We start from the raw sequence: 26,181 nt of genomic DNA on the forward strand, positions 1-26,181 counted from the left end.
GAAACCCCATGAGCGTTACCAACGAGACGCTGGCCGGGCTGGTGCGCCCCGACAGCGTGCACAAGCGCCTCTATACCGATCCCGCGATCTTCGCGCTGGAAATGGAACGGATCTACGGTCGTGCGTGGATCTACGTCGGCCACGAGAGCCAGGTCAAGACGGCCGGCGACTATCACACGACGCGTATCGGCGACCAGGACGTGGTGATGGTGCGTGCATCCGACGGCACGATCCACGTGATCTACAACCGGTGTCCGCACAAGGGCGCGAAAGTCGTACCCGACGGCGACGGCTCGGTCGGGAAATTCTTCCGGTGTCCGTATCATGCCTGGACCTTCAGGCACGACGGCACGCACCTGTCGGCGCCGCTGCGCAACGGCCTGCAGAACACCTGCTTCGACCCGAAGCATCCGGATTTCTCGATGCGCCGCGTCGCGCGCGTGGACAGCTATCGCGGCTTCGTGTTCGCGAGCCAGAGCGACGACGGCCCGGATCTGCGGACCTTCCTGAATGGCGTCGTGTCGTCGATCGACAATCTGTGCGACCGTTCCCCGGTCGGCGAGGTCGAGGTCACGGGGGGCGTGTTCCGCGTCCTGCAGCGCTCGAACTGGAAAGTGTTCTACGAGAACCTGCACGACACGATGCATGCGCCGGTCACGCATGAATCGTCGGTGATGTCGGCCCGCGCGCAGGCCGAGGAAATGGGCGCGATGCCGTTCGAGCTGCTCATCATGGACGGCAACGGCGAGCCGTACGAATTCTGGGAAAAACTGGAACTGCGCGCCTACGCATACGGCCACGGCTACATGGAAGGGATTTTCGATCCGGCGGCGGCCGAACGCGATTCGGTGTCGAACGCGCATTTCGCGGTGCTCGCGCAGGCTTATGGCGACGAACGCGCACGCCGGATTCTCGGGATGAATCGCCACAACACCGTGATCTACGGCAGCGGTTCCCCGCATACGGTGTTTCAGCAGTTCCGCGTGATTCGTCCGATCGCGGTGGACCGGACACTGGTTGAAATCCAGCTGTTTCGCCTGAAAGGTGCACCCGACGCGGTGTTCGATCGCGCATTGACCTACGCGAACGTGATCAATTCGCCGTCGTCGAATGTGATGCCGGACGACGTCGAAGTCTACGCACGCTGCCAGGAAGGCAATCAGACCCGCGGCGGCGAGTGGGTGAGCATGCATCGCTACGCGGGCACGGATCGCGCGACGGACGACGGCTTCGTGTCGATCAACGGCACCAGCGAATTGCCGATGCGCAACCAGTTCGCCGCGTGGAAACGCTTCATGGTCGACGAGGCCGCCCCACCCGCGCGCACGCGCGCAGGAGACGCCTGATGCTGCACGATCCGGCTTTCGACCTGTCGGCCGTCGCGGTCGACGCCCCTGCCCTCGCCGCCGACGCGGCGCTGCACGCACAGGCGGCACAGTTTCTGTTTCGCGAGGCGCGGCTGCTCGATACGCGCGCATTCGACGCTTGGCTCGACCTGTGGACGCCCGACGGCATGTACTGGCTGCCGCACGAGCCGGGCCAGACCAGCCCGCGCGACCATATCTCGCTCTTCTGGGAGGATGCGACGCTGCGCGAAGTGCGCGCGGCCCGCGTGACGAACCGGCGCAACTGGTCGCAGCAGCCGTCGACGCGCACCGCGCGCATCGTCGGCAACGTGATCGTCGACGGCCGCGATGCGGCCGGCCGGCTGGTGGTCCACTCGACGCTGATCGTCAACGAATGGCGCATCGGGCAGCGCACGCTCGCCGGGCTCGTCACGCACAAGCTCGATACGCGCGGCCCGGACTGGAAGATCTATCTGAAGCGCGTCGATCTCATCAACTCGACCGATGCGCTCGCGAACCTGGAGGTATTCGTGTGAACGCCGCATCGCAGTCGATACCGCTTGCGCGCACCGCCGTGATCGCGCTGCATTACCAGAACGACGTGCTCGATCCGCGCGGCAAGATTCGCGTCGGCTTCGACGCGGACCGGCCCGACCGCGCGGCGGTGCTCGACGCGGCCCGCGCGCTGCTGGCCGGCGCGCGCGGGCTCGGCTTGCCGATCGCGCATGTCCGCATCGCCTTCCGCGAGGATTACGCGGACTTGCCGCGCAATGCACCGATTTTCGTGCGCACGGCCGAGCTCGGCGCGCTACGCGACGGCAGCTGGGGCGCGCAGTTTTACCCGACGCTCGAACCCGGTCCGGCGCGCGCGCTCGACCATGTCATCCATCACCAGTGCACGAGCGGCTTCATCGGTACGCCGCTGGAACGGATCCTCGCGGCGCACGACGTGCGTCACCTGATCGTTGCCGGCGTCGCCACGCACTCGACCGTAGAAATGACCGTGCGCCATGCCGCCGATCTCGGCTATCGCGTGACCGTCGCGGCCGACGCCTGCGCGTGCGCGGATCGTCGGCAGCACGATGCATCGCTCGAGTCGATGCGCTTGATCGCGGGTATTTCCAGCGTGGCGGAGCTGTTCGGCCACGCGTCGCACACGGAGGGCACATGAACGTCTCGCACGCTTCCGAAGCGTCCTCGCAGACGAGCCCGGCTGGCACGCGCGCACGCCTCGCGGGCAAGGTCGCGATCGTCACCGGCGCGACGCAGGGGCTCGGCGCCGACATCGCGCGCGCCCTCGCGAACGAAGGCGCCGGCGTGCTGATCGCGGGGCTCGATGACGCGGCCGGCCACGCGCTGGCCGCCTCGATCGGCACATCGGCGCGCTTCGCACACACCGACGTCACCGACGACGCGCGACTCGACAGCACGATCGCGACTGCCCTCGCCGCGTTCGGCGGTCTCGACATCGTCGTGAACAATGCGTGCAGCTACGACGATGCAGGCCTCGCGTCGACGCGCGAACAATGGTCGCGCCTGCTCGACGTCAATCTCGTGTCGGCGGCGATCCTCGCGCAGAAGGCCGCGCCGCATCTGCGGCGCGGTGGCGTGATCGTCAACCTCGGCAGCGTCGGCGGCAAGTTCGGCGCGGCCGCCCGCGCGCTGTATCCGGCGTCGAAGGCCGCGCTGCTGCAACTGACACGCAATCTCGCCGTGGAGCTGGCGCCGCATGGCCTGCGGGCGGTCAGCGTGTCGCCCGCCTGGACGTGGTCGCCGTCGCTGGAGCGGCTCGCGGGTGGGTCGGTCGACGTCGCGGACCGCGTCGGCCGGCCGCTGCATGCGCTCGGCCGCGTCGGTCGCGGCGACGAGATCGGGCGAGTCGTCGCGTTTCTCTGTTCGGACGATGCCGCGTGGATCACCGGGATCGACGTACCGGTCGACGGCGGTTTTTCGATCCTCGGGCCGGATCAGGGCCGCTCGCCGCGCGAATGGTTCGAACGGCACGCAGCGCAGTAGCGAACCGTTCGGCTCGCATTCCTTCCCCCTCTTCCATCGGGACTTCAACCATGAAGAAGCACATCAGAATCGAACGGGGCGACACGGCGTTCGACGCCTATCTCGCGCTGCCGGAAGCGGGCCACGGCCCGGTCATCGTCTTGCTGCAGGAAATCTTCGGCGTGAACGCCGAGATGCGCGAAGTGGCGGATCTCTATGCGGCCGAGGGCTACGTCGTCATCGCGCCGGACCTATTCCACCCGTTCGGTCCGAACATCGAACTTGGTTACGGGGACGCCGACCATGCCAAGGCTTTCGACTATTACACGCGCCTCGACGTGGCCCGCGCCGTCGACGATATCCGTGCGACCATCGCCCATGCGCGCACGCTGCCCGAATCGACCGGCAAGGTCGGCGTGCTCGGCTTCTGTCTCGGCGGCAAGCTCGCGTGGCTCGCCGCGGCGCAGGGCGACGTCGATTGCGCGGTCGGCTATTACGGTGTCGGCATCGAGCAGTCGCTCGAACTGGCCGAGCGCATCGCGTGCCCGCTCGCACTGCATTTCGGCGCCGACGATCCGCTCAATCCGCCCGCGACCGTGACGGCGATCCGCGCGGCGCTGGACGGCAAGCCGAACCTGAAGCTTTACGCGTACGACGGTGCCGGCCATGCCTTCAGCCGTAGCGGGCCGACCTTCGTCAAGGCGGCCGCGATGTCCGCGCACACACGCAGTCTTGCGGTGTTTCGCAAGGTGCTCGGCCCCGACTACGATCTGGGCGCGCTCGCCGATCATCACTTCCATCTGGAATTCGCCGCGCGCGATCCCGAGGAGACGATGCGGACCATGGTGCCCGAACCGTACGTGAATCACGTGCCGACCATGACGGGCGGCACCGGGTACACGGAACTGAAGCGCTTCTACACGCATCACTTCATCCACGGCAACCCGGCCGACATGGCGATGGCGCCGATCTCGCGCGTGGTCGGCGTCGATCGCATGGTGGACGAGTTCATCCTGACGTTTACGCACGACCGGGAGATCGACTGGCTGCTGCCCGGCGTCGCGCCGACCGGCAAGCGCGTGGAGATTCCGATGGTCGTCGTCGTCGAATTCCGCGGGCCGAAGCTCTACAACGAGCACATCTACTGGGACCAGGCGAGCGTGCTCGTGCAGCTCGGGCTGCTCGATCCGCACGGGTTGCCGGTCGGGGGCGTCGACGTCGCGCGCAAGCTGCGCGACGAAACGTTGCCGTCGAATACGCTGATGGTGCGCTGGCGCGAGAGCGAACCGGCGCGATAGCGGCGCCTGTCGGCCACGACGCGCCCTCCTTCGCCGGTGGTGACGCTGCCATCGGCGGTTTTCGTGACCGGCAGCGGCGCGTTTTCGAATCGGCCAGTTTGTAAACTGAATCGAGCTATTGTGATAAGAAAAGTTATCCGGATAGCGCCATCATATGCTCCAACTACGTGTTCCTCGATAAAAGGATCGGCGCGTTAAACCACCGGAAAACCGGTTCCGTCGATGCGTTCCCACCACGCGTCGATATTCGCGCATAGCGCGTCGACGCGCTCGCGCGAACACAACGTCGAGCGCCGCTTTGCCGAGCAGCAGACGCAACAGGCAGCCGCCCGCTGACGGGTACCGGCCATCCGCCATCGGCTTACGCGGCAACAGCCGCAGACCTTCGATTCACCTGCCCTGCCGCGAACCGGTCGAAGCGTCCGCCGAACCCGTCCGGCTGCGACCTGGCCACCTACGCCGCCGACGATCCACTTTTCCGAATCAGTACGTCGGGCGTCAACGCGCTGCATCGCCCGACGCCCAGCATCGCCATGTTCCGGTCCACTTCATCGTGCAACAGGCCGATCGCATGCAGCACACCGGCTTCCCCGGCCACGGCCGCCGCGTAATTGAACGGCCGCCCGACGAACACCATGCGCGCGCCCATCGCAACCGCTTTCAGCACATCCGACCCGCGACGAAACCCGCTGTCGATCATCACCGGATAATCCGCTCCGAGCGCCCGGACCACGTCAGGCAGGATCCGCATCGGCGACACCGCGCCGTCCAGCTGGCGGCCGCCGTGGTTCGACAGGATGATGCCGTCGGCGCCGATGTCGCGCGCGATCACGGCATCGTCCACGCTGAGAATGCCCTTGATCACCAGTTCGCCCTTCCATTCCTGCCGGATCCGTTTCAGGTGGCCCCAGTCGAGATGGTCGCGCGCGGAGAAATCCCGCAGCACGGTCGACGACAGGATCGGCGCGCCGCGTGTCGCAAACGAGTTTTCGAAATGCGGCATGCCGTGCGCGAGCAGCGTCCGGGCGAAGGTGCCCGCGAGCCAGCGCGGCCGCGTGATGCCGTCCCAGAACAGGCGCGGCCCGGGGCGCAGCGGCGTGGTGAAGCCGGTCCGCACGTTGTTCTCGCGATTGGCGGACACGGGAATGTCGACCGTGATCACCAGCGTCCGGTAGCCGGCGCGCGCGACGCGTTCGAGCAACGCGGCAATACGATCGGGATCGCCGGGCAGGTACGCCTGGAACCAGGTACCCGGCGCGGCGGCCGCCACCTCTTCCAGCGGGATCAGCGACGAGCCGCTCATGATCGACGCGATGCCCGCGCGCTGCGCGGCCCGCGCCAAGACGACGTCGCCGCGATAGGTCGACAGCGCATGGATACCCATCGGCGCGATGCCGAACGGCGACGCATAGCGCCGTCCGAACAGCTCGACCGTCTGTTGCCGTTGCGAAACGTTGCGCAGCACACGCGTCGCGAATCCGTACTCGTCGAACACGGCGCGGTTGTCGTCGCGCGTGCGGTTGTCCTCCGCCGCGCCGCTGACATAGCCGAAGATCGGGCGCGGCAGCACGCGCCGCGCCGCCGCCTCGAAATCGTGGAGGCTCAGCATGTTGCGCAGCACGCGCGGCGGTCGCGTATCTGCCAGCGGACGGCTGGCTGCGGGACGGGATGAGGCGGACGGGGTCATTTCTGCGGCCTGTTGTCGAATCGATGCGGGAATTTTAGGGTCGCGCGAGGCGCTTAAAAAGCGATAATCTTCCAAGGAATTTGTTCGATAAAAGCGAAAGACCATGGCGACTCCGACTCTCAAGCAACTCGACGCGTTTTACTGGGCGGCGACCTGCGCCAACTTCTCGACCGCCGCGCAACGGCTCCATCTGTCGGTGTCGTCGTTGTCCAAGCGCATCAACGAACTCGAACAGGTGGTCGAGCGCACGCTGTTCGACCGCAGCGGCCATCGTGCCGTGCTGACCGACGACGGCGAGGCGTTGCTGCCCGCCGTGGTGCGGGTGCTCGAGTCCGTCGCCGCGTTGCAGGAATCCGTCGCGCGGGACGAAGGGTTGAGCGGCCGGCTGCGCTTCGGCGTCGGCGAGTTGTCGGCGCTCACGTGGCTGCCGCGCTTCGTCGCGGCGGTCCAGAAGCTGCATCCGAAGCTGGCGCTCGAGCCGTATGTCGACGTGGGCGCGGCGCTGGAGGAGAAAGTCGACGCCGGCGAGCTGGATTTCGCGGTGATCGCCGGCCGTTCGTCGCGCGGCAGCGTGATGTCGCAGCCGGTGGCGGAAGCGCGGTTCGCGTGGATGGCGGCCGAGACGCTGGTCGGCAGCGAACGCGATCTGACGCCGGCGCTGATCGCCCGTCATGCGCTGGTACTGCTGCCGTCCGGTTCGGGCGTGACGCGCATTCTCGACGACTGGCTGCTGGCATGCGGGATCAATCATGCGCGCCGGATCGCGTGCAACAACTGGAGCGCGGTGGCCGGGATGTTGAGTGAAGGCGTCGGCATCGGCTTCCTGCCGGTCGACTGGGCGCGTGCGCGCCTGGGCGGCGATCTCGTCGAACTGACGAGCGAGCCGCCGCTGACGCCGCTTCAGTATGCGTTCCAGTGGCGTCGCGGCGACGTGCGCGGGTTGATACCGTCGATGCTGTCGCTGGTGCGGCAGTATGCGGATTTCCGCTGATGCGCGATTGGCCGCCGCGCGTCACGCGCGGGCGGCCGGGAACGGGCGCGTGGCCGTCAGGCTTCGTCGATGCGCGAGACGCGCTTCGGGTCGGGCATCCACAGGTAGCAGAGCAACGACACGAGCACGCATCCCGACACGTAGTAGAAGAACCATGCTTCGTGTCCGATGCTCTTCATCCATAGCGCGACATACTCGGCCGTGCCGCCGAACAGCGAAACGGTGATCGCGTAAGGCAGCCCCACGCCCAGCGCACGCACGCCGACCGGAAACAGCTCGGCCTTGGCCACCGCGCTGACCGACGAATACAGGCTGACGATCAGCAGCGCGCCGATGATCAGCGCCAGCGCGCTGCCGGTCGTCTGGACCCCGCGCAGCGCCTGGAAAATCGGCACCGTGCACAGCGTGCCGAGGATGCCGAACGCGATCAGCAGCGGACGACGGCCGATGCGATCGGACAGGCTGCCGAAGATCGGCTGCATCGCGACGAACGCAAGCAGGCTGAGCACGGAGACCATCGACGCGTCGGTCTTGCTCATCCCCGCGCTGTTGACGAGGAACTTCTGCATGTACGTCGTGTACGCATAGAAGGCCACCGTGCCGCCGAGCGTCAGGCCGGCGACGATCAGGCATTCGCGCTTGTGGCGAAACAGGTCGGCGAGCGACGCGTGGCGACGCTTGCTCTGGCGATGCTGCTCGAACGAGGCCGTTTCCTTCATGTTGCTGCGCAGGAAGATCGCGCTGCAGGCGAGCAGCGATCCGAGCAGGAACGGGATGCGCCATCCCCAGCTTTCGAGCTGCGCGGTGGTCAGGAAAAACTGCTGCAGCACCACGAGGACGCCCATCGCGAGCAACTGGCCGAGCGACAGCGTCGCGAACAGGAAGCTCGAATAGAAACCGCGGCTGGATGGGGCGGCCATCTCGCTCAGATAGGTCGCCGAACTGGCGTACTCGCCGCCGAGGCTCAGCCCTTGCAGCAGCCGCGCCATGACCAGCAGCACGGGCGCGGCGATGCCGATGGTGTCGTAGCCGGGTGTCAGCCCGATGATCAGCGAGCCGATGCACATGGCCAGCACCGACACGAGCAGCGCGGCCTTGCGCCCCTTGCGATCCGCGTACATGCCGACGAGCCACCCGCCGATCGGACGCATGATGAAACCGACGGCAAAGATGGCCGCCGTGTTCAGCAATTGCACGGTCAGGTTGCCGTTCGGAAAGAACGCCTTCGCGAAGTACAGCGAAAACGCCGAATAGACGTACCAGTCGTAATACTCGATGAGGTTGCCTACCGATCCGCTGAAGATGGACCGCAGGTTCGCGAGGGTTCCGGTCGGCCGGGAATCCGTGGCCGTTGCAAGAGGGCTGACGCGCGACACGTAATGTCTCCGTTTCGAATGTGCTCGTTGTCCGTGCAAGCGCTGGCCGTGGGTGGGCCGCTCGCGATCGGGTCCGGCAAGGTTAGAAGAGACGGTGCGTTGTAGAAAGCGAAATAATGACAAGGAGCCTGTTCGCTTTCTGGAAACGTCGATCGGCGGGCTACCCTGCTCTCCCGCCGCCTTTCCGGAATCGGTCGCCGTTCGTCGATGCCCGGCAATCGATGCCGAATCGCCGGAAAGCCTTGTCCCGCGAGGCGCTACACGATCCGGATACGTTGAAATACAAAATATCGCATACGATTTAATCGAATCCGCTTGACGTGGGTGGCCGTCAGGCGGAAACTGCGTCGCATGCGATCGAATCGCATCTGAGACAAACCAACCGACGGAGCAAATGATGAGCAAGATCGACAAAGTGCTGTACACGGGCAAGACGCATACGACTTCCGGGGGCCGCGACGGCGCCGCGCGCAGTTCCGACGGCCGCCTCGACATCCAGTTGTCGTCGCCGGGCAGCGCCGGCACCGGCACCAACCCGGAGCAACTGTTCGCGGCCGGCTGGTCGGCCTGCTTCATCGGCGCGATGCAGCTTGCGGCGCGCGCCGCGAAGGTGACGCTGCCGGCCGATCTCGCGGTCGACGCCGAAGTGGATCTCGGCACGGCGGGTAACGCGTACTTCCTGCAGGCCCGGCTGAACGTGAGCGTGCCGGGGCTCGAGCGCGACGTCGCGCAACGCATCGTCGACGCTGCGCATCAGACCTGCCCGTATTCGAAGGCGACGCGCGGCAACATCGACGTCGACATCCGGATCGCCTGAGCGTTGCATCGGGCGGCCGAGCGCCGCCCTCCCGAATTCCCGATTCCTTTTCCATCGAGGTGAAAAAAATGAAAGTCCAACTGATCGCTGCCCTTCTCGTCGCTGTTTCGTCTGCCGTTGCCGCTCCGGCGTTTGCCAATGAAGCCACCGTGACGCGTGCGCAGGTACGCGCCGAACTCGCGCAGCTTCAACACGTCGGCTATCCGCTGAACCGCGCGACCGACGCGACCTACCCGAACGATCTGCAAGCCGCGCTGACGCAGATCCGCGCCGACGATGCCGTCGCGGCCAACGCACCGGCGGCCGGCTACGGCGGCAACGGCGACACCGCGACGCAATCCGGCCGCCGGCACGTCGCCAGCGTGGCCGAGCGCTCGGTGTACTTCGGTCACTGAGCGCCCGCACGGTACGTGAACCTGATTCCCTTTATCGATGATTCCATTTTGTCGAGGTGCATGATGAAAACCCGCCTGATCGCTGCCCTTCTCGTTGCCGTTTCCGCTTCCGCCGCCGCACCGGCGTTCGCCGACGAAGCCGTCGTGTCCCGCGCCGAGGTACGCGCCGAGCTCGTCCAGTTGGCACAAGCCGGTTATCGGCCGGGCCGCGCGAACGATCCGCACTACCCGGACGATCTGCAGGCCGCATTGACGCGCATTCACGCGAGTCCCGCGGTGGCGGCCGATACGTCGGCATCCGGCTACGGCAGCGATGCCGCCGCTGTTACGCAGTCGGGCAGCCGGCCGGCGACGCGAATCGCCGAACGCTCGATCTACTTCGGTCATTGAACGAACGCGCGAACGACGCCGATAGTCGGCGTGTGGTGCGCAACTCCCGAATTCCCGAATCCTGTCGAGGTAAATGATGAAGACCCAACTGATTGCCACCGTTCTCGTTGCCGTGTCGGCCGCCGTCGCCGCGCCGGCTTTTGCGAGCGAAAGCACCGTCACGCGTGCGCAGGTGCGTGCGGAACTGGCCGCGCTGCAGCAAGCCGGCTACCAGCCGAATCGTCCCAACGATCCGAACTATCCGGACAATATCCAGGCGGCGCTGAACCGGATTCGCGACCACGGTGCCGTCGCGGCCGACACGCAGACAGCCGGTTACGGCAACGATGCCGGCGGCGCCACGCAGTCCGGCAGCCGCAACACGGTGCGCACCGCCGAGCGCTCGATCTATTTCGGCCATTGAGCGCGGTACGGCGAATTCACTCGCCGACCTCTGCCATATAAAGCGCATGCGATGTAATCGCGTGCGCTTTTTTATTGGTATTGTCCCGGACCGTATCGCCAGCGCTACCCGTTCTCCCTGTCCGGGATTATTCTGTGCGGCTCCCCATCTTCCACCAAGGAGCCGCCGATGCCGGACGCCATGACCGGAAACGCGACAGCCGATGCGCACGTGCTCGACCGGGTCGTCTGGCATGCGCTCACGGGCCGGCAGCGCCGCTTTGCGCTTGGCGAGGGTCGCGCGCGGCGGTTCCCGACGGCCATCGCGCCGTTTGCCGCGATCGATGACACGAGCCCGGCGTCGTTCGACGCGCTGTGCGAGCTGATCGCCGCACACGGGCCGGCGGCGCTCGTCACGCCGAACGAGATCGAGACGCCGGCGAGCCTGTCGGCGATCCGGCGCGCGACGTTGCTTCAAATGACCTGGCAAGGAACCTTGGACACGACGCACGAAGCGGAACCCGTTCCGCTCGGCGCAGCCGACGTGCCGGACATGCTCGCGCTGACCGCCGCCGCGCAGCCGGGTCCGTTCGGCCCGCGCACGTTCGAGCTTGGCCACTACATCGGCGTGCGCAGCGAAGGCCGGCTGGCCGCGATGGCCGGCCAGCGGATGCAGGTCGAAGGGTATACCGAGATCAGCGCCGTCTGCGTGGACGCCGCGTTTCGGCGGCAAGGGCTGGCCGCGCGGTTGGTCCGGTCATTGATCGCGACGATCGGCGCGCGTGCGGAGACGCCGTTCCTGCACGTCCTCACGACGAACCAGGTGGCGATCGAGCGCTATCTCGCGCTCGGTTTCGTCGTCCGTCGCGAGATGCACCTGCTGGTGCTGGGCGACGCGCACACGTGACAACGCGGCCGGCGCGATTCCCGCGCCGGCCGTTGGCCGGGCCTGAGCGTTCTTATGCTTCGGTCGACCGGATCAGGTTGCCGCGCAACGTGACGATCGCCTTCTGCACCTTCGCGAATTCGTCCGGCTTCAGCCCGGTGGCTTCGACGAGGTTCATGTCGAGCCCCTTCTCGCGCACGCGGCGGCCGCTTTTCGTCAGGCTGACGAGCACCTGGCGTTCGTCGGACGGATCACGGTGCCGCTCCAGGTAGCCCATTGCCTCGAGCTTCTTCAGGATCGGCGTCAGCGTGTTGGATTCGAGGAACAGCTTCTCGCCGAGCTGGCCGACGGTCTGGTTGTCCTGCTCCCACAGCGCAATGATCGTGATGTACTGCGTATACGTGAGGCCGAGCTCGTCGAGGATCGGCTTGTACGCCTTGCCGAACGCAAGGTTCGCCGAGTAGATCGCAAAGCACAGGAACTCGGACAGCTTCGGCGCGGCGGGCGACGGGGTTTCGGTCGGTTTCATGGACTTCCTCCAGCGACGCGAATGGTCGCAGACAACCGCATTATATATCGCATGCGATCTTATCGGAAGCATGATAATCGGTCTCGATCGGCTGACGCGAGCCGCGCTCGCTCAGCCCGGCTCGCGGCGCTTGCCGGTTGGCTGACGGCTGACCGACAGCAACGTGCACTGCACCGGATGCGCGATTTCGGTCGCGAGCCCGCCCGCGGCAAACAGCAGGATCATCAGCCAGCGTTTCATGCGTCCTCCACGACCGAGAGGCTCGCCCCATCGGCGATCGTCGCGTCGAGCGCATAGGGATCGACGCCGTCGAGGCAGCCGAGATTGACGCGCCAGCATGCCGGGTCCTTGCGGGTCTGGTGGAACGGATAGACGCCGCACCGGCTGCAGAAATAGTGACGGGCCGTGTGCGTGTTGAACTGATAGCAGGTCAGCGCGCCCTCGCCTTCGACGATCGTCAGGTTGGCGGCGGCGAACATCGGGCTCATCAGCGCGCCGCGCCGGCGGCACAGGCTGCAGTTGCAGCGGACGGCCGGCGCAATGGCCGCCGTGACTTCGAACTTGACGGCCCCGCAATGGCAGGATCCTTTGAACCAGGTGGCAGACATGACGGGCTCCGAAAGAGGTCATGCCTGCTTTATAGCGAAGCCGCGCGCGAGCGTTGTATCGCACTGTATCCGCGCGCGGCGCGGATACAGAACATTGCACATCCGCGGCATGCGATCAGTCCAGTACGTGCTGCATCCGCTCGATTGCCGTGCGCGTTTCGCGTTCGAGCGCCGCGAACAGCTCGGCCGCCGGCAGCGCGCGGACCAGCGGCGCCGCCTGCCCCGCCCATTGCACGCCGTAACCGAATTCGCCCTGCGCTTTCGCGGCCGCATGCAGCGCCTTGCCCGCATCGTAGGCGATTGGATACGCGGGCGTGGCCGGCGCGCCCGGGTCGTCGCCGAGCGCGGTCAGCCGGTTCGCGATGCCGCGCGCGACGCGGCCCGAGATCGCGCGCGTGAACGTGGTGCGGTGCGCCGCCTCGCCGAGGATCGCGCGGCGGTAGCCGTCGTCGATCGACGTCTCCGGGCACGCGACGAACGCGGTGCCGAGCTGCGCGGCCTGCGCGCCGAGCGCGAGCGCGGCGGCAATGCCCGCGCCGTCCATGATGCCGCCGGCGGCGATCACCGGCAGCGCGCATTCGCGCACGATCAGGCGCGTCAGCGCGAACGTGCCGAGGCGATCGTCGTGCGCGGTCGAATCGAACACGCCGCGATGCCCGCCGGCTTCGATGCCCTGCGCGACGATCGCGTCGATGCCGGCGGCGGCAACTTGGCGGGCTTCGTCGAGATTCGTCGCCGTGGCGAACAGCGTGATGCCCGCGCGCTTGAGCGCGGCGATCACGTCAGCGGACGGCAACCCGAAATGGAAGCTGACGACCGCTGGCTTTTCCTCGACGAGCATCGCCTGCATCGCGTGGTCCGCGACGAAGCTCGTGTAGATCTCCGACAGCGATGCAGGCGGCGTCGCGCCATACGCGCGGAACGCGGGGGCGAGCCAGTCGAGCCACGCGCGCTCGACGGCCGCGTCGGCTTGCGCCGGACGGTGGCAGAACACGTTGATGTTGAACGGCCGGTCGGTGAGCGCGCGCGTGTCGCGGATCATCTTGCGTGCGCCGTCGGAATCGGTTGCGCCGACGCCGAGCGAGCCGAGCCCGCCCGCGTTCGAGACGGCGGCGGCCAGCGCCGGCGTGCTGACGCCAGCCATCGGCGCCTGCACGATCGGCGCGCGGATGCCGAGCGTGCGCAACAGGGTTGCCCGGCGGTCGGTCGGTTGATGCATGGTGCTGGTCTCCTGGTGGCAGCCGAAATGCCGGCCGCACGTATCGCATTGCCGGTTTCATCCCTAGAATAGCGGACGGCGAAACCGCGTCCAAGGCCGTCACCGTGCAGCGTTCGTCGAACGCTTCACCCGACATTCATGTGGTTTGGCCGAATAACGAACAACACCATTACACCATCCATGAAAAGAAGAACATTTCTCGCGCTGCCCGCCGTGGCGGCGTCCGGCATGCTGGCCGGCTGTTCCAGCGCCGACCTGGGGCCCGTCACCCATCGCCTGATGAAGGACCCTGAATACCGGGAAACGCTCTCGGCGTTCCTGATCAGCGCGGACGGGAAAAAGCTCGTCGTGATCGGCAAGCAGTATCACTACATTTTCGATGTGCCGCCGGCCCTCGCCGTCAACCTCACGGCACCCTACCGTCCCAAGTTGTATACCGACTTCGACGATTTCGAGACGCACGGCGATACGATCTCCGGGCGTTACGTGCTGCGGCTTGCGCGCGAGGATGCGCCTCCCGGCTCCGAGCTTCGCGAGCGTGCGCTCGCGGACGGTTTCAAGGACCAGCGCCACCAGCTGACGGAGAGCGGTACGATCAGCGGCAAGCGCTACCAGCCGAACGACGTCACGCCGTCGTCACTCCCGCAGGCGTTCAATCACGAGTATGACGTCAAGGTCATCGAGCGGCCATCGGTACTCGGCAAGGGCGCCAAGCTCGCCCTGTCGCCGATCACGATGGCGGCGGACGGCGCGCTGGGCCTGCTTGGCCTCGCACTGTTCCCGATTGCGTTGACGGCCTTCATCGTCATCGCGAGCTGAGGGGAGTCCACGATGACATCCCCTGCACGACAACTGCTCCGGATCGCCTGCGCGGCCGCTTGCCTGGCATTCGCGCAACACGCCGTGGCCGACGACGACTGGGACGCCGCCCGCCAGGTGCGCACTTCCTGGGTATTCGCGTCGATGAAGGAAAGCGACGTGCGGCCGACGCTCGATCGCGCGCTGAAGGACCAGCTGCGCTGGGCCCGTCTGCCCGGCAACGCGCCCGATGACGGCGCGTTCCGCTGCACGAAGCTCGCGGTGCCGCCGCCGTCGGCCGCTGCGCAGGCGGCGTTCGACGCGGCGCCGTCGTCGCGCGGTCGCGATGCCGACAAAGCGTACGCGAAAGCCGCGTCGCTCGGCGCGTGGCGCGCGGCGGCGCGACTCGTCAACAGTTCGCTCGAGGACGAGGATTGGGAAGGCGCGCAGCCGGCGGTCGCGTGGCTGCTCGCGCATCAGGTACCGGCCGGATACAACAAGCTCGCGGACGTGATGCAGGCGATGTCGGGCTACGACGGCGAAACGCCCGGCGAACGCGTGAGGGGGATGATCGCGTCGTTGCGCTGGCGCGCGGCGCGTGAAGGCGATCCGGTCGCGCAGATGGAGATGGCCGATCTGTTCGAGAAGCTCGGCGACAGCGAGCGCGTGGCCGCGCTGCGCGCGTGCGCGACGCAGCAGAATCCGGAACTGAAATGAGGTGCGCCGCCGGTACGCCGCGATGACAGGCGGCGTACCGGCGTGCACGACGACATCGCCCGTCAGACTTCGTAGCGTACCGCATGCGCTTCGGTCGGCAGCGGCAGATCCCAGCGCAGCAGCATCGCCTCGAGCGCCCGGTTCGTCAGCGACGTGTCGCGCCGCGCATTGCGGCGCAACAGTTCCGCGCGCGGCCGTTCGAGGTACACGAGCGTCACGTCGGCGCCGTACGCATACAGCAGGTCGAGCGTCTTCTTGCGCATCAGCGGCGACAGGTTCGTCGCATTCCACACGAACGGCCGCCGCCGGTCGCGCAACAACGCCTTCGCGGCATCGACCGCATGGTGCGCGACCGCGCCCTCGTTGCGACCGTGACGCAGCCCCAACGCATCGCGCGCATCGTCGAACGACACGACCGGCAGATCCGGATGATGCCGCGCGACCCACGTGTTCTTGCCCGATGCCGGCAGGCCCGCCATCACGACGACCGGCGAGCCCGGCGTGCGAAACAGCGGATAGTCGGGATGCACGTCCGCGCCGCGGAAGTAGCTGAGTGCGGTATGCGCGTCGGCGAATGCACGCGGCTGGCCGTAACAGCCGTCCTCCCGCGCCAGTTCGCGCCACAGCTCGATATTGTCGAGCACACGCTGCGTGTCGTTGCAGATGCGCCCGCGAATGTCGGCTTCGGCGAGCAGGCACAACAGCGGCAGGCTGACCTGCCACGACAGCTCGCGCGCGATGAACTCGGGCGTGCCGCGGCGCGAGCCGCTCATCGCGAAGAACGGCACCTGGTGCACGGCGATCATCCGGCAGATGGCCTCGCGCACCGCGAACGGCACGCTGGCATCCCACAGCGCGATACGCGCGTCGATCGCCCCTTTGCGCGAGTGGCCGGGATGACCGATCGCACCGGTGACGGGATCGACGGCCGTCGTGCTCGACTTGGCGATGTCGTGCAGCAGCGCGGCCAGGAACACGATTTCCTGATCGGCGCGCGACGCCGTCCGATAACCGGGCAGCGCGAGCAATGCATCGATCACCATCATCGTATGCGTCCACACGTCGCCTTCGCCGTGATGCGCGGGCTCCTGCGGGGTGGTTTTCGCGTGTTCCAGCGCGGGGAACGCCGCGAGGCATGCGCGATAGTCCGGCTGCCGGCCGGGCGCAGGCACGAGCGCCTGCAGATGTTCGTACTTCATGATCGAGACTCCTGTCGAAGCGGCAGGCGGCCGCTTCGCATTCATTGGTTCGGATGCGCAGCCGGGCTCGGCCCCCACGTCACCGTCGGACGCGGTGCATACAGGTCGACACCCGGCGCGAGCAGGTTCGGGATGAACGGCTGCTCCGAGTGATGGCGCGCAGAATCGAGAATCGCCTGCACGAAATCGTGGCGCACCCACTTCAGGCGCGCGGTCGTCGTGTCGTCGGTCTCGATCTTCACGTAGAGCCCTTCGGACTGCTCCGACTTGTCGCACTGCTGCCACGCGCGCGCGAGGTCGAGCCCCTGCCGTCGCACGGTGTGCTCGAACGCGTGACGCCAGTCCGGCGTTTTTGCGAGCGACGGGCCGAGCAGCGCCTTGAGGTCCGCGAGCCGCGCCGGCGCCACGCCCTCGTACAGCACGGGCACCGACAGTACGGGGCCGTCGGCGAGCAGCGCGCGCCGCGCAGGCGTCGACAGGAAGCGGCCGGTCGCACGGTCGAACACGTCGAATTCGAGAAAATGATGCGGCAACGCGTCGTAGAACACCGCGTGCTTCTTGCTCATCGTCTCGCCGTACATCACGTAGCGATCGCCGAGGCGCTCGAGCAGCCAGCCGGCATGGGCCGCCGCCCACGTCTTCACGAAGCCGAACTGCCGCTCGCGGCCGCCGCCGGCCAGATAGTGGCCGCGCGACTGCAACAGCAGTTCGCCTGCCGGGCTGAAGCTGATGCCCGTGTTCGCACCGTCGAGCTTTTCCTCGACGACGAGGTGCGCGCCCGCGAGGGTGCGATAGGGAACGTGGTCGTGACCTTCGTCGCCGTCCTGCAGGCGCGAACCTTCAAGGTGCGGCGTGCGCGGGTAGCGTGCAAGGTCGAGCGATTGCGCGTAGGCGCGAAAATCCAGCGTCATGGTCTTTCTCCGGAAACAGGGAAAAAGCCGACGACGTGAACGAACGGACAGGAGTGCGTTGCGGTGTCAGTGCGAGTCCGGCAGCGGCCCTGCGATCACCGTTCCGGCGCGATGGCGCGAGCGGAACCGGGCAGGACGACGCGGCCGGGATGGCAGTCGTCGGCGTATCAGGCGAAGGGACGAATGATTGCGGGCACTTGGATCACCGATTCGATGAGGGTTCAGGGATGAAGCAGGCGGATGCTACGAAACGATTCCGGCGGTGTCAAGCACGACCGGACGAGTTCGTTACGGCCTTTCGAACGCGTTGAGCGCCTGCTGCGACGCGCCGCACGCGTGATCGATGCATGAATGATCCGGAATCCTATGTGTATGTTTTTCGCCACATCGGGTGCCGAAGCGATCGCCGGCATCGTGCCGTTCGCTTGCTGCGTCGGTCGCGTGGCCGTCGGCGGCGGTTGCGCCGGCGGCCACGCAACCGACGTCATGGTTTTCCCGGCCCGCAGGATGGCGCGGGGGGCCCATCGTTTTCGATACGCCCCCGCCCGCCACGCAGGCTGCAACGGTCTGCCGGGCGAATACGGGCTGCCGCGGGCGCCCGACCCTTTCTGCTCAGGAAAGGACGCTTGAAACATCCGCAATTATCACGTGCCGCCGATTTGCCCACCATGTGTCGGACGATCGGCGCAGCCGGCATGACCGGCGCTTGCACGAGTCCGGCGATGCGTGCCGTCGCGTCGCGCGGCCGGCGCGTGACGCCGGTCGCGAACGGCCGGGCCCCGCGCCCCGGCATATCGATAATCAGGAGACACGATGAACAGCCAATCCCTCGACCTCGGCGGCCATGCCGGCGGACCTGAATCCGCGCGGCCGCCGGCCGCTTCAGCAGGCGCCGGCGCCGATGCAGCGGCCCTTCCCGGCCGCCGCGTCACGCTCGGCGATTTCATGGACGATCTGCCGGTCGGTGCGCTGCACCGGTTCGTCGTCTGGGTGATCGGCATCGGGCTGTTCTTCGACATGTACGAGATATTTCTCGTCAGTACGATCGGCTCCGCGTTGCAGCATGAATACGGGCTGAGCCGGCAAAGCGCCGATTTCAAGCTATTGCTGGCGTCCGCGTTCATCGGCATGTTCGTCGGCGCGATGTGCCTCGGCAGCCTGGCCGACCGTATCGGCCGGCGCAAGGCGTTCCTGCTCACGCTCGGGTGGTACAGCGCGTTCTCGCTGGTCGGTGCGTTTTCGGTGAACGCCGACATGCTCGTGGCATGCCGGTTCCTGACGGGCATCGGCGTCGGCGCGATCTATCCGGTCGCCGACAGCTTCCTGTCCGAAATCCTGCCGAAGGACAAGCGCGGGCGGCTCGCGGCGTGGGCCTACACGACTTCGTATGTCGCGGTGCCGCTCGTCGGCTTTCTCGCGCTGTGGCTGAACCCGCTGCAGGTGGCCGGCGTCGCCGGCTGGCGCATCATCCTCGCGATCGGCAGCCTCGGCGCCGTGTACGTGCTGTGCGTCCAGCACCGGCTGCCGGAAAGCCCGCGCTGGCTGCTCGCGCAAGGCCGCACGGCCGACGCGCACGCGGCGCTGCGGCGTTTCGCGGATAGCGCCGGCGTGCGCGTGCCCGAACACTTCGCGGCACCGGTCGAGCCGCAGCGGCCGCTCGGGCTCGGCGAGCGCATCGCGCTGCTGCGCCGCCAACCGTACGGCGCGCGCTACGTGATGCTGGCGATCTTTCACCTGCTCCAGGGCTTCGGCTATTACGGATTCGGTACGCTGGCCGGCACGGTCGTGAAAAGCCGCGGTTTCGACGTGACGGACAGCACGCTGTTCATCGCGCTGTCGTTCATCGGTTACCCGATCGGTTCGCTGCTGTCGATTCCGCTGCTCAACTGGATCGAGCGCCGCACGCTCGTGATCGTGTCGATCCTGTCGATCGCGGTGTTCGGGCTGTGCTTCGCGTATTCGGGCAATACCGTGCTGATCGTCGGCTTCGGATTCCTGACGACGTGCGCGTCGAACGTGTTCAGCAACGCGTATCACGTGTACCAGGCCGAGATCTTCCCGGCGCGCGTGCGCTCGACGGCGATCGGCAGTACCTATGCGCTGTCGCGCATCGTCAGCGGCGCGCTGCCGTTCGTGCTGCTGCCGGTGCTCGGCCACTACGGCGCGGGCGCGATGTTCGGCGTGATCTCGGTCGCGCTCGGCATCGTCGCCGTCACGCTGCGCGTGCTCGGACCGCTGACCACGCGGCGCAGCCAGGACGACATCAATCCGGTTTGACGGCGATGTGGGGTATGGGAAGATGGCGCTCCTGAATGAGCGAGCCGGCGACGCCACGGCTACCGGCGGAACATGAGGCCCAGCATAAGGACCGTACAGAACACCAGCCCCACCCCCCCCTGGAATCGGGTGATTCGAACCATCGTGGCCGACATGATGTCTTCCGGAGACATGTTGTAAAAGAATTTGTACGACCATCGCCAGGCCTTCGATCTGCAATAGAAAGCCAATATCCGTTCCGGACGAAATGCCATGATTGCGGATATCCCGATGCCATAAGTTAAGCAGGCAAAGGCGATAATGATGCGGTAGCTCGATTCGTTCATTGGGCGGCCCCAGATCAACCTTTCGAGGAAATGAGCAGAACGTCTGAAACAGGCTCGAACGCGAACCGATGATCGCGTTCCCGGGCGCCCGCACCGAACCGTTTTAACCGCGGGCAGCTCCGCTTCACCGCGCCGACATGAAATCGAACAGCTTCGCGACGTCGGTCGTCAGCACGGTGCCGGCTTTCACGCCGACCCACAGCGTGCGCGTCGCCCACGCGTCGTCGAGCTTCACGACACCGAGCCGCGCCGCGCGTTCGCCGGTCACCGCATCGCGCGGCAACACGCCGATGCCGAGCCCCGCCTCGATCATCCGGCTCACACCGTCGAAATTCGATACCTGGATCCGCAGCTTCAGCGAGCGCTCGGCCGCGAACGCGGCGTCGGTCATGCGCGCGAGCAGCGAGCTGCCGTCGCTCAAGCCCACGTAGTCCTCGTCGAGCGTATCCGCGAAGCGGATGCCGTCGCGCGCGGCGAACCGGTGCGTGCGCGGCACGAGCAGCACGAGCTCGTCGCGCCGGTAGAGCCGCCGTTCGATGCCGGGCGCCGGCACGTTGTCCGCGAATACGCCGAGATCGGCCTTGCCCGACGCGAGCGCGTCGACGATCTCGTGGCTCAGCCGCTCCTCGAGGCTGACCTTGATGCCGGGGTTGTCGGTGAGGAACGCGGCGAGATCGGCGGGCAGGAACTGGACGATCGCGGACGTGTTGGTCCAGACGTGGATATGGCCGCGCACGCCGGCGACGTAGTCGCTCATCTCGTGCGCCATCCGGTTGACCTGCTCGATCACCTTCGCCGCATGATCGAGCAGTGCCCGGCCCGCGGGCGTCAGCTCGACGCCGCGCGCATGCCGGACGAACAGCGCGCTGCCGGTCACGCTTTCGAGTTCGGCGATGCGCTTGCTGACCGCGGACAGCGTGAGCTGGCCGTGTTCGGCCGCCTTCGTCAGGCTGCCGTGCTCGGCGACGAGCGCGAACACGCGCAGCGACTGCAGATCGAAATGAAGCGGGTTCACCATGTCGTGGAATCCTGGAAGGCCGTGCGGGGGACGCCGTCATCGCGCCGGCCTGACGCCGATCATACGCCCGGCCGTGCGCGTGCGATACGGCGCGGCTAACGCGGCGCGATGGCGTGCAATGCGGCGAGCATCGCGCCGTCGGGTGTCGCGAGATCGTCGAGCACCGCGAAGTGCTGCATGCCGGGCAGCCACGTGCGGGCGATCCGCTCGCCGGCGGCTTCGCACGCCGTCGCGTATTCGTCTGCCTGCCGAACGAGTTCGGGCAGTTCGGCCTCGCCGACCGCCACGACGGTCGGGGCGCCGGGCCCGATGTGATGCAGCGGACTGTATGCGTCGACTTCGTGCGCGGTGAGTTGCAGCTTGTCGTTCAGGCAGCACAGTGCGATCGGTTCGAGATCGACGAGCGGGCTGATCGCAAGCGCCGACGCCACGGCCGGGTGCGCGCGATGCATCGCCGTCAGATGGCCGCCCGCCGAATGGCCGCTCAGATGGATCGGCCGCCCCGCGATGCCGAGGCCGTCGCGGTCGGCCGCGAGATGGTCGAGCAGCGCGCCGATCTCGCCGACGATATCGGTCATCGTCGCGACCGGCGCGAGCGTGTATTCGGCGAGCACGACGTCGTAGCCGCGCGCGAGCGGCCCGCTCGCCGCATACGCGAAATCCTCTTTCGTGCAGTGCTGCCAGTAGCCGCCGTGGATGAACACGAACAGCGGCGCGTCGGGCTGCCCGCACGGCAGCCAGTCGAAACGCTGCGCGGGTTGCGCGCCGTAACGCAGGTCGCGGCGGCCGGGCGTCGCTGCGTACAGCGCCGTGCTGCGCGCCTGGCATGACGCGAGCAATGCGGGGAAATCGGGAACGGCCTTCGTGTTCAGGTACGCGGCGTCGAGCGCCGCGCGGTCCATGCCGCGATAGAGGATCGTCATTCGGGAAGCGCCTGGATCGGGTTGCGGATGCGCGCGGCACGGTCGTCCCGAGCGCGCGGCGAAGGCGGCGGCCAGGCCGACGCCGTTGCGCCATTATCCGCAGCGCGGCCGCGCGCGGCTATCCGGAATCGGCGGGCGCGGCGCGTGCCTGTCCGCTTTCGGCGAACGAATATGGCGGCGTGCGCGCAACCGCATCCGGCAGGTCAGATCGGCTCGGAGATTTCGATCAGGTTCAGGTCGGGATCGCGCACGTAGATCGAACGGATCTTCTGCGTCGCGCCCGTGCGTTCGACGGGCCCTTCGACGATCGGCCAGCCGACGCGCCGCAGGTGCGCGATCACGTCGTCGAGCGGCACCGACGCGATGAAGCACAGATCGAGCGCGCCGGGCACCGGCACATGCGCTTTCGGCTCGAACTCCGCGCCGCGCACGTGCAGGTTGATCTTCTGGTTGCCGAACCGGAACGCGAGCCGGCCCGCGCCGAAGGTTTCGAGCTGCATCTGCAGCACCTCGGTGTAGAAATGCCGGGTCCGTTCCGGATCGACGCAGGTCAGCACGAGATGATCGAGGTGGTCAATCAGCGCCATGGAATTCGCTCCTGTTCCTGTGGTGGTTCACGATTCACGAGAAAGCGCGTTGCGCGGGCATGTCGCCGGCGCCGGCGCACGGCGGCGGATGAAGGTCCGAGCGGCGGCCGGCCTTCAGGATCTGGCTCGGCACGTCGTGCCCGATCAGCGCGGGCAGCCGTGCCGACGCGGCGAGCACGGCCGCGAGGTCGATGCCCGTATCGTAGCCGTCGAGCTCGAGCATGTGCACCAGTTCCTCGGTGCACACGTTGCCGGTCGCACCCGGCGCGTACGGGCAGCCGCCGAGCCCGCCGAGCGACGCGTCGAAGCGGTCGATGCCGGCGTCGAGCGCCGCCAGCGTGTTCGCGAGCGCCATCCCGCGCGTGTTGTGGAAGTGCAGCGTGAGCTGCAGCGCGCCGAAGCGCTCGCGTGCGCGGCGGGACAAATCGCGCACCTGCGACGGGAACGCCATGCCGGTCGTGTCGCACAGCGTGAAGCCGTGCACGCCGAGCTCCGCGAAGCGCTGCATCCACGCGAGCACCGTTTCGGCCGGCACGTCGCCTTCCATCGGGCAGCCCATCGCGGTCGACAGCGACACGTTGATCGCGACACCCGTGCCGCGCACGGCGTCGATCACGTCGCGCAATTGCGCGAACGACTGCTCGCGCGTCATCCGCAGGTTCGCGCGGTTGTGGCTCTCGCTCATCGACATCACGAGGTTCACCTCGTCGACGCCGCACGACAGCGCGCGCTCGGCGCCGCGCACGTTCGGCACGAGCACCGTATAGACGACGCCCGGTGCGCGCGCGATGCCATGCATCACGGCTTCCGCGTCGCGCAGCGCGGGAATCGCCTTCGGCGACGTGAACGACGTGACCTCGATCTTCGCGTAGCCGCATGCGCTCAGCGCGTCGACGAGCGCGATCTTGTCGTCGGTGTCGACGAATGCCGCTTCGTTCTGGAAACCGTCGCGGGTCGCGACTTCGTGGAGATGGAGTCGGTGCGGATGCAGGTTCATGTCTTCGTTCCGGTGGCCGTTTCAGATCACGCCGCGCGTGCGCCAGTCGTCGCGCGTCGCCGCGTCGATGCCGAGCGATTCGAGTACCGCGTCGGTATCCGCGCCGAGCGCGGGCGCCGGCCGCTCGATGCGTCCGGGCGTCGCGTCGAGTTTCGGCACGATGCCCGGCACCAGCACGGGCGTGCCGTCGGGCAGCGCGGCGTCGACGATCATGTCGCGCGCACGGTAGTGCGGATCGGCCGCGATGTCGGCCACGTCGTAGATGCGTCCGGACGGAATGCGCGCGTCGTTCAGCGCGGCGAGCACGTCGTCGAGGTCGTGGCGGGTGCTCCACTCGCCGATCGCCGCATCGATGCGCGCCACCTGCGCGACGCGTCCGTCGTTGTGCGCGAGCGCCGGATCGTGGCCGAGATCGGGGCGGCCGATCAGCTCCATCAGGCGCCGGAAGATGCTGTCGCCGTTGCCGGCGATCAGCGCGTACTTGCCATCGCGGCAACGGTACGCGTTGGTCGGCGCGATGCCGGGCAGGCTGCTGCCGGCCGGCTCGCGCACCGCGCCGAACGCCGCATATTCGGGCAGCAGGCTTTCCATCAGGTTGAACACCGATTCGTACAGCGCGACGTCGACGACCTGCCCCTTGCCGCCCTGCTGCTCGCGATGGCGCAACGCGAGCAGCACGCCGATCACGCCGTGCAGTGCCGACAGCGAATCGCCGAGCGAGATGCCGACGCGCACCGGCGTGCGGCCCGGTTCGCCGGTCAGGTGGCGCAGCCCGCCCATCGCCTCGGCGATCACGCCGAAGCCGGGGCGGTCGCGATACGGGCCCGTCTGCCCGAAGCCCGACACGCGCAGCATCACGAGCCCCGGGTTGATCGCGGACAGCGCGTCCCAGCCGAGCCCCCAGCCTTCGAGCGTGCCGGGCCGGAAGTTTTCGATCAGCACGTCGGTGTCGGCGACGAGGCGGCGCACGACGTCCTGCCCTTCGGGCGTGCGCAGGTCGAGCGTGAGCGAGGTTTTGTTGCGCGACTGCGCGGCCCACCAGACCGACGTGCCGTCGTGCAGCAGCCGCCATTTGCGCAGCGGATCGCCGACGCCCGGCGGCTCGACCTTGATGACGTCCGCGCCGAATTCGGCGAGCATCCGGCCCGCGAACGGCCCGGCGATCAGTTGGCCAAGCTCCAGCACGCGGATGCCGTCCAGGGGGCGTGTCATGACTGTCTCCGATGAAATCGTGTTGTCGATGACGGCGATCATGACCGCGTTCGCGCCCGGCGAAAATCGATCGATGGTCAACCCGCCTTTCCGAAACGGAAAGGCGCGCGTTGGCGCGAGCACGGCGGCGGCCATGTGCGAGGCGTCAGCCTTTCCTTGCGGGAAAGCGCGCTCGCGCAACGGTCAAACGACGGCGCGCGCGCCGCCGGCACAATCGGTGCCGTTCCGCGCCACCGGGCGCCTGCCAGCGAGACCCGCCATGTTTTCCGTTTCCTCTCCCGCGAAGATCGTGTTCCTCGACCGCGCGACGCTGTCGCCGCAGACGGTGCTGAAGCCGTTTCCGTTTCCGCACGCATGGCAGACGTTCGACCGGACAGCCGCGCACGAAGTCGCGGCGCGCATCCGCGACGCGGACATCGTCGTGACCAACAAGGTACGGCTCGACGCGACGGCCCTCGCCGGCGCGCGGCAGTTGCGGATGATCGCGATCGCGGCGACCGGCACCGACATCGTCGATCTCGATACGTGTGCGTCGCGCGGGATCGTCGTGAGCCATATTCGCGGCTATGCGGTGCGCACGGTGCCCGAGCACACGTTCGCGCTGATCTTCGCGCTGCGCCGCAGCCTCGTCGCTTACCGCGACGCGGTGCGCGCCGGGCGCTGGCTCGACAGCGGACAGTTCTGCTTCTTCGATCATCCGATTCGCGACCTGGCCGGGTCGACGCTCGGGATCGTCGGCGACGGCGTACTCGGGCGAGCGGTGGCCGCCATCGCGCGTGCGCTCGACATGCGGGTGCTGTTCGCGGCGCACGGCGACGCAGCGGGTGACGGTCACGTACCGCTCGACACGCTGCTGCGCGACAGCGACGTGATCACGCTGCACTGCCCGCTCACGCCCGCGACACGGCACCTGATCGACGCGCACGCATTCGCGCGGATGGCGCGCCGGCCGCTGCTGATCAATACCGCGCGCGGCGGGCTCGTGGACGAAAGCGCGCTCGTCGACGCATTGCAGTCGGGGCAGATCGCGGGCGCGGGGTTCGACGTGGTCACGCAGGAGCCGCTGCCGGCCGCGCATCCGTTTCACGCGATCCTGTCGCATCCGGCGTTCATCCTGACGCCGCACGTCGCGTGGGCGAGCGACGAGGCGATGCAGGCGCTGGCCGATCAGCTGGTCGACAACGTCGCCGCGTTCGTCGACGGCGAGCCGCGGCACGTCGTGTGACACGTACAAACGGAACGGCCCCGCTCGATTGCTCGAAGCGGGGCCGACAGGATGCGGGGCTGCTCACGCCAGC

At 67.4% G+C, this 26,181-nt stretch carries 28 protein-coding genes; 15 read left to right on the plus strand and 13 right to left on the minus strand.

The genetic code is table 11. From position 1 onward, the window contains the following. Window positions 1–8: 8 nt before the first annotated feature. From H0X90_RS25625 to H0X90_RS25645, 5 genes are read left to right on the plus strand one after another with little or no spacing between them, the layout of a single operon-like run. Window positions 9–1,346 (plus strand): aromatic ring-hydroxylating dioxygenase subunit alpha, encoded by a 1,338-nt coding sequence (locus H0X90_RS25625; RefSeq protein ID WP_048986521.1) that lies wholly within the window; start codon window positions 9–11, stop codon window positions 1,344–1,346. Beyond that, window positions 1,346–1,882: an aromatic-ring-hydroxylating dioxygenase subunit beta gene (locus tag H0X90_RS25630; RefSeq protein WP_060268108.1), complete on the plus strand. Its 537-nt coding sequence runs from the start codon at window positions 1,346–1,348 to the stop codon at window positions 1,880–1,882. The genes H0X90_RS25625 and H0X90_RS25630 overlap by 1 nt, the downstream gene beginning before the upstream one ends. Further along, window positions 1,879–2,517 carry a cysteine hydrolase family protein gene (locus H0X90_RS25635; RefSeq protein ID WP_060268106.1) on the plus strand — a complete coding sequence of 213 codons (639 nt, stop codon included), beginning with the start codon at window positions 1,879–1,881 and terminating at the stop codon, window positions 2,515–2,517. Before H0X90_RS25630 ends, H0X90_RS25635 begins: the two co-directional genes overlap by 4 nt. After that, entirely contained in the window at window positions 2,514–3,362 is an 849-nt protein-coding gene (locus H0X90_RS25640) for an SDR family oxidoreductase (protein ID WP_034201753.1), read from the plus strand. Before H0X90_RS25635 ends, H0X90_RS25640 begins: the two co-directional genes overlap by 4 nt. A gap of 50 nt (window positions 3,363–3,412) precedes the next feature. After that, window positions 3,413–4,639, plus strand: a complete 1,227-nt coding sequence (locus H0X90_RS25645; RefSeq protein ID WP_060268104.1) for a dienelactone hydrolase family protein — start codon at window positions 3,413–3,415, stop codon at window positions 4,637–4,639. Window positions 4,640–5,093: 454 nt separating this feature from the next. Here the strand turns inward: H0X90_RS25645 and H0X90_RS25650 are convergent, their stop codons facing one another. Further along, window positions 5,094–6,431: an alpha-hydroxy acid oxidase gene (locus H0X90_RS25650; protein WP_034201755.1), complete on the minus strand. Its 1,338-nt coding sequence runs from the start codon at window positions 6,429–6,431 to the stop codon at window positions 5,094–5,096. Between H0X90_RS25650 and H0X90_RS25655 the strand changes: the two genes are divergently transcribed. Beyond that, complete coding sequence (locus tag H0X90_RS25655; RefSeq protein WP_006482261.1) at window positions 6,430–7,317, plus strand: LysR family transcriptional regulator; 888 nt, start codon at window positions 6,430–6,432, stop codon at window positions 7,315–7,317. The two genes, H0X90_RS25650 and H0X90_RS25655, sit on opposite strands and share 2 nt — an antisense overlap. Window positions 7,318–7,373: 56 nt before the next feature. Here the strand turns inward: H0X90_RS25655 and H0X90_RS25660 are convergent, their stop codons facing one another. Further along, a complete protein-coding gene (locus tag H0X90_RS25660; protein WP_077190414.1) occupies window positions 7,374–8,693 on the minus strand; it encodes an MFS transporter in 1,320 nt (439 codons plus the stop codon). A gap of 397 nt (window positions 8,694–9,090) precedes the next feature. Here H0X90_RS25660 and H0X90_RS25665 point away from each other — a divergent pair, with 397 nt between their 5' ends. The 5 genes from H0X90_RS25665 to H0X90_RS25685 all read left to right on the plus strand — a co-directional run bounded on the left by H0X90_RS25665 (window position 9,091) and on the right by H0X90_RS25685 (window position 11,583). Further along, window positions 9,091–9,510 (plus strand): organic hydroperoxide resistance protein, encoded by a 420-nt coding sequence (locus H0X90_RS25665; RefSeq protein ID WP_034201940.1) that lies wholly within the window; start codon window positions 9,091–9,093, stop codon window positions 9,508–9,510. A gap of 68 nt (window positions 9,511–9,578) precedes the next feature. Continuing rightward, entirely contained in the window at window positions 9,579–9,905 is a 327-nt protein-coding gene (locus H0X90_RS25670; RefSeq protein WP_034201757.1) for a DUF4148 domain-containing protein, read from the plus strand. A 63-nt stretch (window positions 9,906–9,968) separates the two neighbouring features. Continuing rightward, the gene (locus tag H0X90_RS25675) at window positions 9,969–10,295 is read left to right on the plus strand and encodes a DUF4148 domain-containing protein (RefSeq protein ID WP_034201941.1); all 327 of its coding nucleotides are present in this window, start codon (window positions 9,969–9,971) and stop codon (window positions 10,293–10,295) included. Window positions 10,296–10,368: 73 nt separating this feature from the next. After that, window positions 10,369–10,698, plus strand: a complete 330-nt coding sequence (locus tag H0X90_RS25680) for a DUF4148 domain-containing protein (RefSeq protein WP_077190412.1) — start codon at window positions 10,369–10,371, stop codon at window positions 10,696–10,698. A gap of 168 nt (window positions 10,699–10,866) precedes the next feature. Further along, a complete protein-coding gene (locus H0X90_RS25685) occupies window positions 10,867–11,583 on the plus strand; it encodes a GNAT family N-acetyltransferase (protein ID WP_077190410.1) in 717 nt (238 codons plus the stop codon). A 52-nt stretch (window positions 11,584–11,635) separates the two neighbouring features. On the opposite strand, the gene H0X90_RS25690 is transcribed toward H0X90_RS25685, so the two are convergent. The 4 genes from H0X90_RS25690 to H0X90_RS25700 all read right to left on the minus strand — a co-directional run bounded on the left by H0X90_RS25690 (window position 11,636) and on the right by H0X90_RS25700 (window position 13,918). Then, the gene (locus H0X90_RS25690) at window positions 11,636–12,091 is read right to left on the minus strand and encodes a MarR family winged helix-turn-helix transcriptional regulator (RefSeq protein WP_006482257.1); all 456 of its coding nucleotides are present in this window, start codon (window positions 12,089–12,091) and stop codon (window positions 11,636–11,638) included. Between the two features lie 111 nt (window positions 12,092–12,202). Then, window positions 12,203–12,331 (minus strand): hypothetical protein, encoded by a 129-nt coding sequence (locus H0X90_RS36070; protein WP_006493914.1) that lies wholly within the window; start codon window positions 12,329–12,331, stop codon window positions 12,203–12,205. Then, entirely contained in the window at window positions 12,328–12,699 is a 372-nt protein-coding gene (locus H0X90_RS25695) for a GFA family protein (RefSeq protein ID WP_006482256.1), read from the minus strand. The genes H0X90_RS36070 and H0X90_RS25695 overlap by 4 nt, the downstream gene beginning before the upstream one ends. 115 nt (window positions 12,700–12,814) lie before the next feature. Beyond that, complete coding sequence (locus H0X90_RS25700) at window positions 12,815–13,918, minus strand: nitronate monooxygenase family protein (RefSeq protein WP_077190408.1); 1,104 nt, start codon at window positions 13,916–13,918, stop codon at window positions 12,815–12,817. 138 nt (window positions 13,919–14,056) lie between these two features. Between H0X90_RS25700 and H0X90_RS25705 the strand changes: the two genes are divergently transcribed. Then, window positions 14,057–14,737, plus strand: a complete 681-nt coding sequence (locus H0X90_RS25705; protein WP_227739775.1) for a 5-formyltetrahydrofolate cyclo-ligase — start codon at window positions 14,057–14,059, stop codon at window positions 14,735–14,737. A gap of 12 nt (window positions 14,738–14,749) precedes the next feature. Beyond that, the gene (locus H0X90_RS25710) at window positions 14,750–15,433 is read left to right on the plus strand and encodes a hypothetical protein (RefSeq protein WP_006493912.1); all 684 of its coding nucleotides are present in this window, start codon (window positions 14,750–14,752) and stop codon (window positions 15,431–15,433) included. A gap of 62 nt (window positions 15,434–15,495) precedes the next feature. Here the strand turns inward: H0X90_RS25710 and H0X90_RS25715 are convergent, their stop codons facing one another. Continuing rightward, the gene (locus tag H0X90_RS25715; RefSeq protein WP_077190406.1) at window positions 15,496–16,632 is read right to left on the minus strand and encodes an AAA family ATPase; all 1,137 of its coding nucleotides are present in this window, start codon (window positions 16,630–16,632) and stop codon (window positions 15,496–15,498) included. A 41-nt stretch (window positions 16,633–16,673) separates the two neighbouring features. Then, complete coding sequence (locus H0X90_RS25720) at window positions 16,674–17,543, minus strand: RNA ligase family protein (protein ID WP_006483567.1); 870 nt, start codon at window positions 17,541–17,543, stop codon at window positions 16,674–16,676. 813 nt (window positions 17,544–18,356) lie between these two features. Here H0X90_RS25720 and H0X90_RS25725 point away from each other — a divergent pair. Continuing rightward, complete coding sequence (locus H0X90_RS25725) at window positions 18,357–19,820, plus strand: MFS transporter (RefSeq protein WP_077190402.1); 1,464 nt, start codon at window positions 18,357–18,359, stop codon at window positions 19,818–19,820. Between the two features lie 450 nt (window positions 19,821–20,270). On the opposite strand, the gene H0X90_RS25730 is transcribed toward H0X90_RS25725, so the two are convergent. The 5 genes from H0X90_RS25730 to H0X90_RS25750 form a co-directional block, all read right to left on the minus strand. Then, window positions 20,271–21,164, minus strand: a complete 894-nt coding sequence (locus H0X90_RS25730; RefSeq protein WP_006483569.1) for a LysR family transcriptional regulator — start codon at window positions 21,162–21,164, stop codon at window positions 20,271–20,273. A 95-nt stretch (window positions 21,165–21,259) separates the two neighbouring features. Further along, window positions 21,260–22,087 carry an alpha/beta hydrolase gene (locus tag H0X90_RS25735; protein ID WP_060211462.1) on the minus strand — a complete coding sequence of 276 codons (828 nt, stop codon included), beginning with the start codon at window positions 22,085–22,087 and terminating at the stop codon, window positions 21,260–21,262. A 203-nt stretch (window positions 22,088–22,290) separates the two neighbouring features. Further along, window positions 22,291–22,674 carry a VOC family protein gene (locus H0X90_RS25740; RefSeq protein ID WP_048986531.1) on the minus strand — a complete coding sequence of 128 codons (384 nt, stop codon included), beginning with the start codon at window positions 22,672–22,674 and terminating at the stop codon, window positions 22,291–22,293. A gap of 34 nt (window positions 22,675–22,708) precedes the next feature. After that, window positions 22,709–23,671, minus strand: a complete 963-nt coding sequence (locus H0X90_RS25745; RefSeq protein WP_077190400.1) for a hydroxymethylglutaryl-CoA lyase — start codon at window positions 23,669–23,671, stop codon at window positions 22,709–22,711. Between the two features lie 21 nt (window positions 23,672–23,692). Beyond that, a complete protein-coding gene (locus tag H0X90_RS25750) occupies window positions 23,693–24,883 on the minus strand; it encodes a CaiB/BaiF CoA-transferase family protein (RefSeq protein WP_077190425.1) in 1,191 nt (396 codons plus the stop codon). A gap of 259 nt (window positions 24,884–25,142) precedes the next feature. Between H0X90_RS25750 and H0X90_RS25755 the strand changes: the two genes are divergently transcribed. After that, window positions 25,143–26,108: a D-2-hydroxyacid dehydrogenase gene (locus tag H0X90_RS25755; protein ID WP_034201767.1), complete on the plus strand. Its 966-nt coding sequence runs from the start codon at window positions 25,143–25,145 to the stop codon at window positions 26,106–26,108. The last annotated feature ends 73 nt before the right edge of the window (window positions 26,109–26,181 follow it).

Source organism: Burkholderia sp. 9775_39 (genome assembly GCF_015712225.1).
Lineage (GTDB): Bacteria > Pseudomonadota > Gammaproteobacteria > Burkholderiales > Burkholderiaceae > Burkholderia > Burkholderia cenocepacia.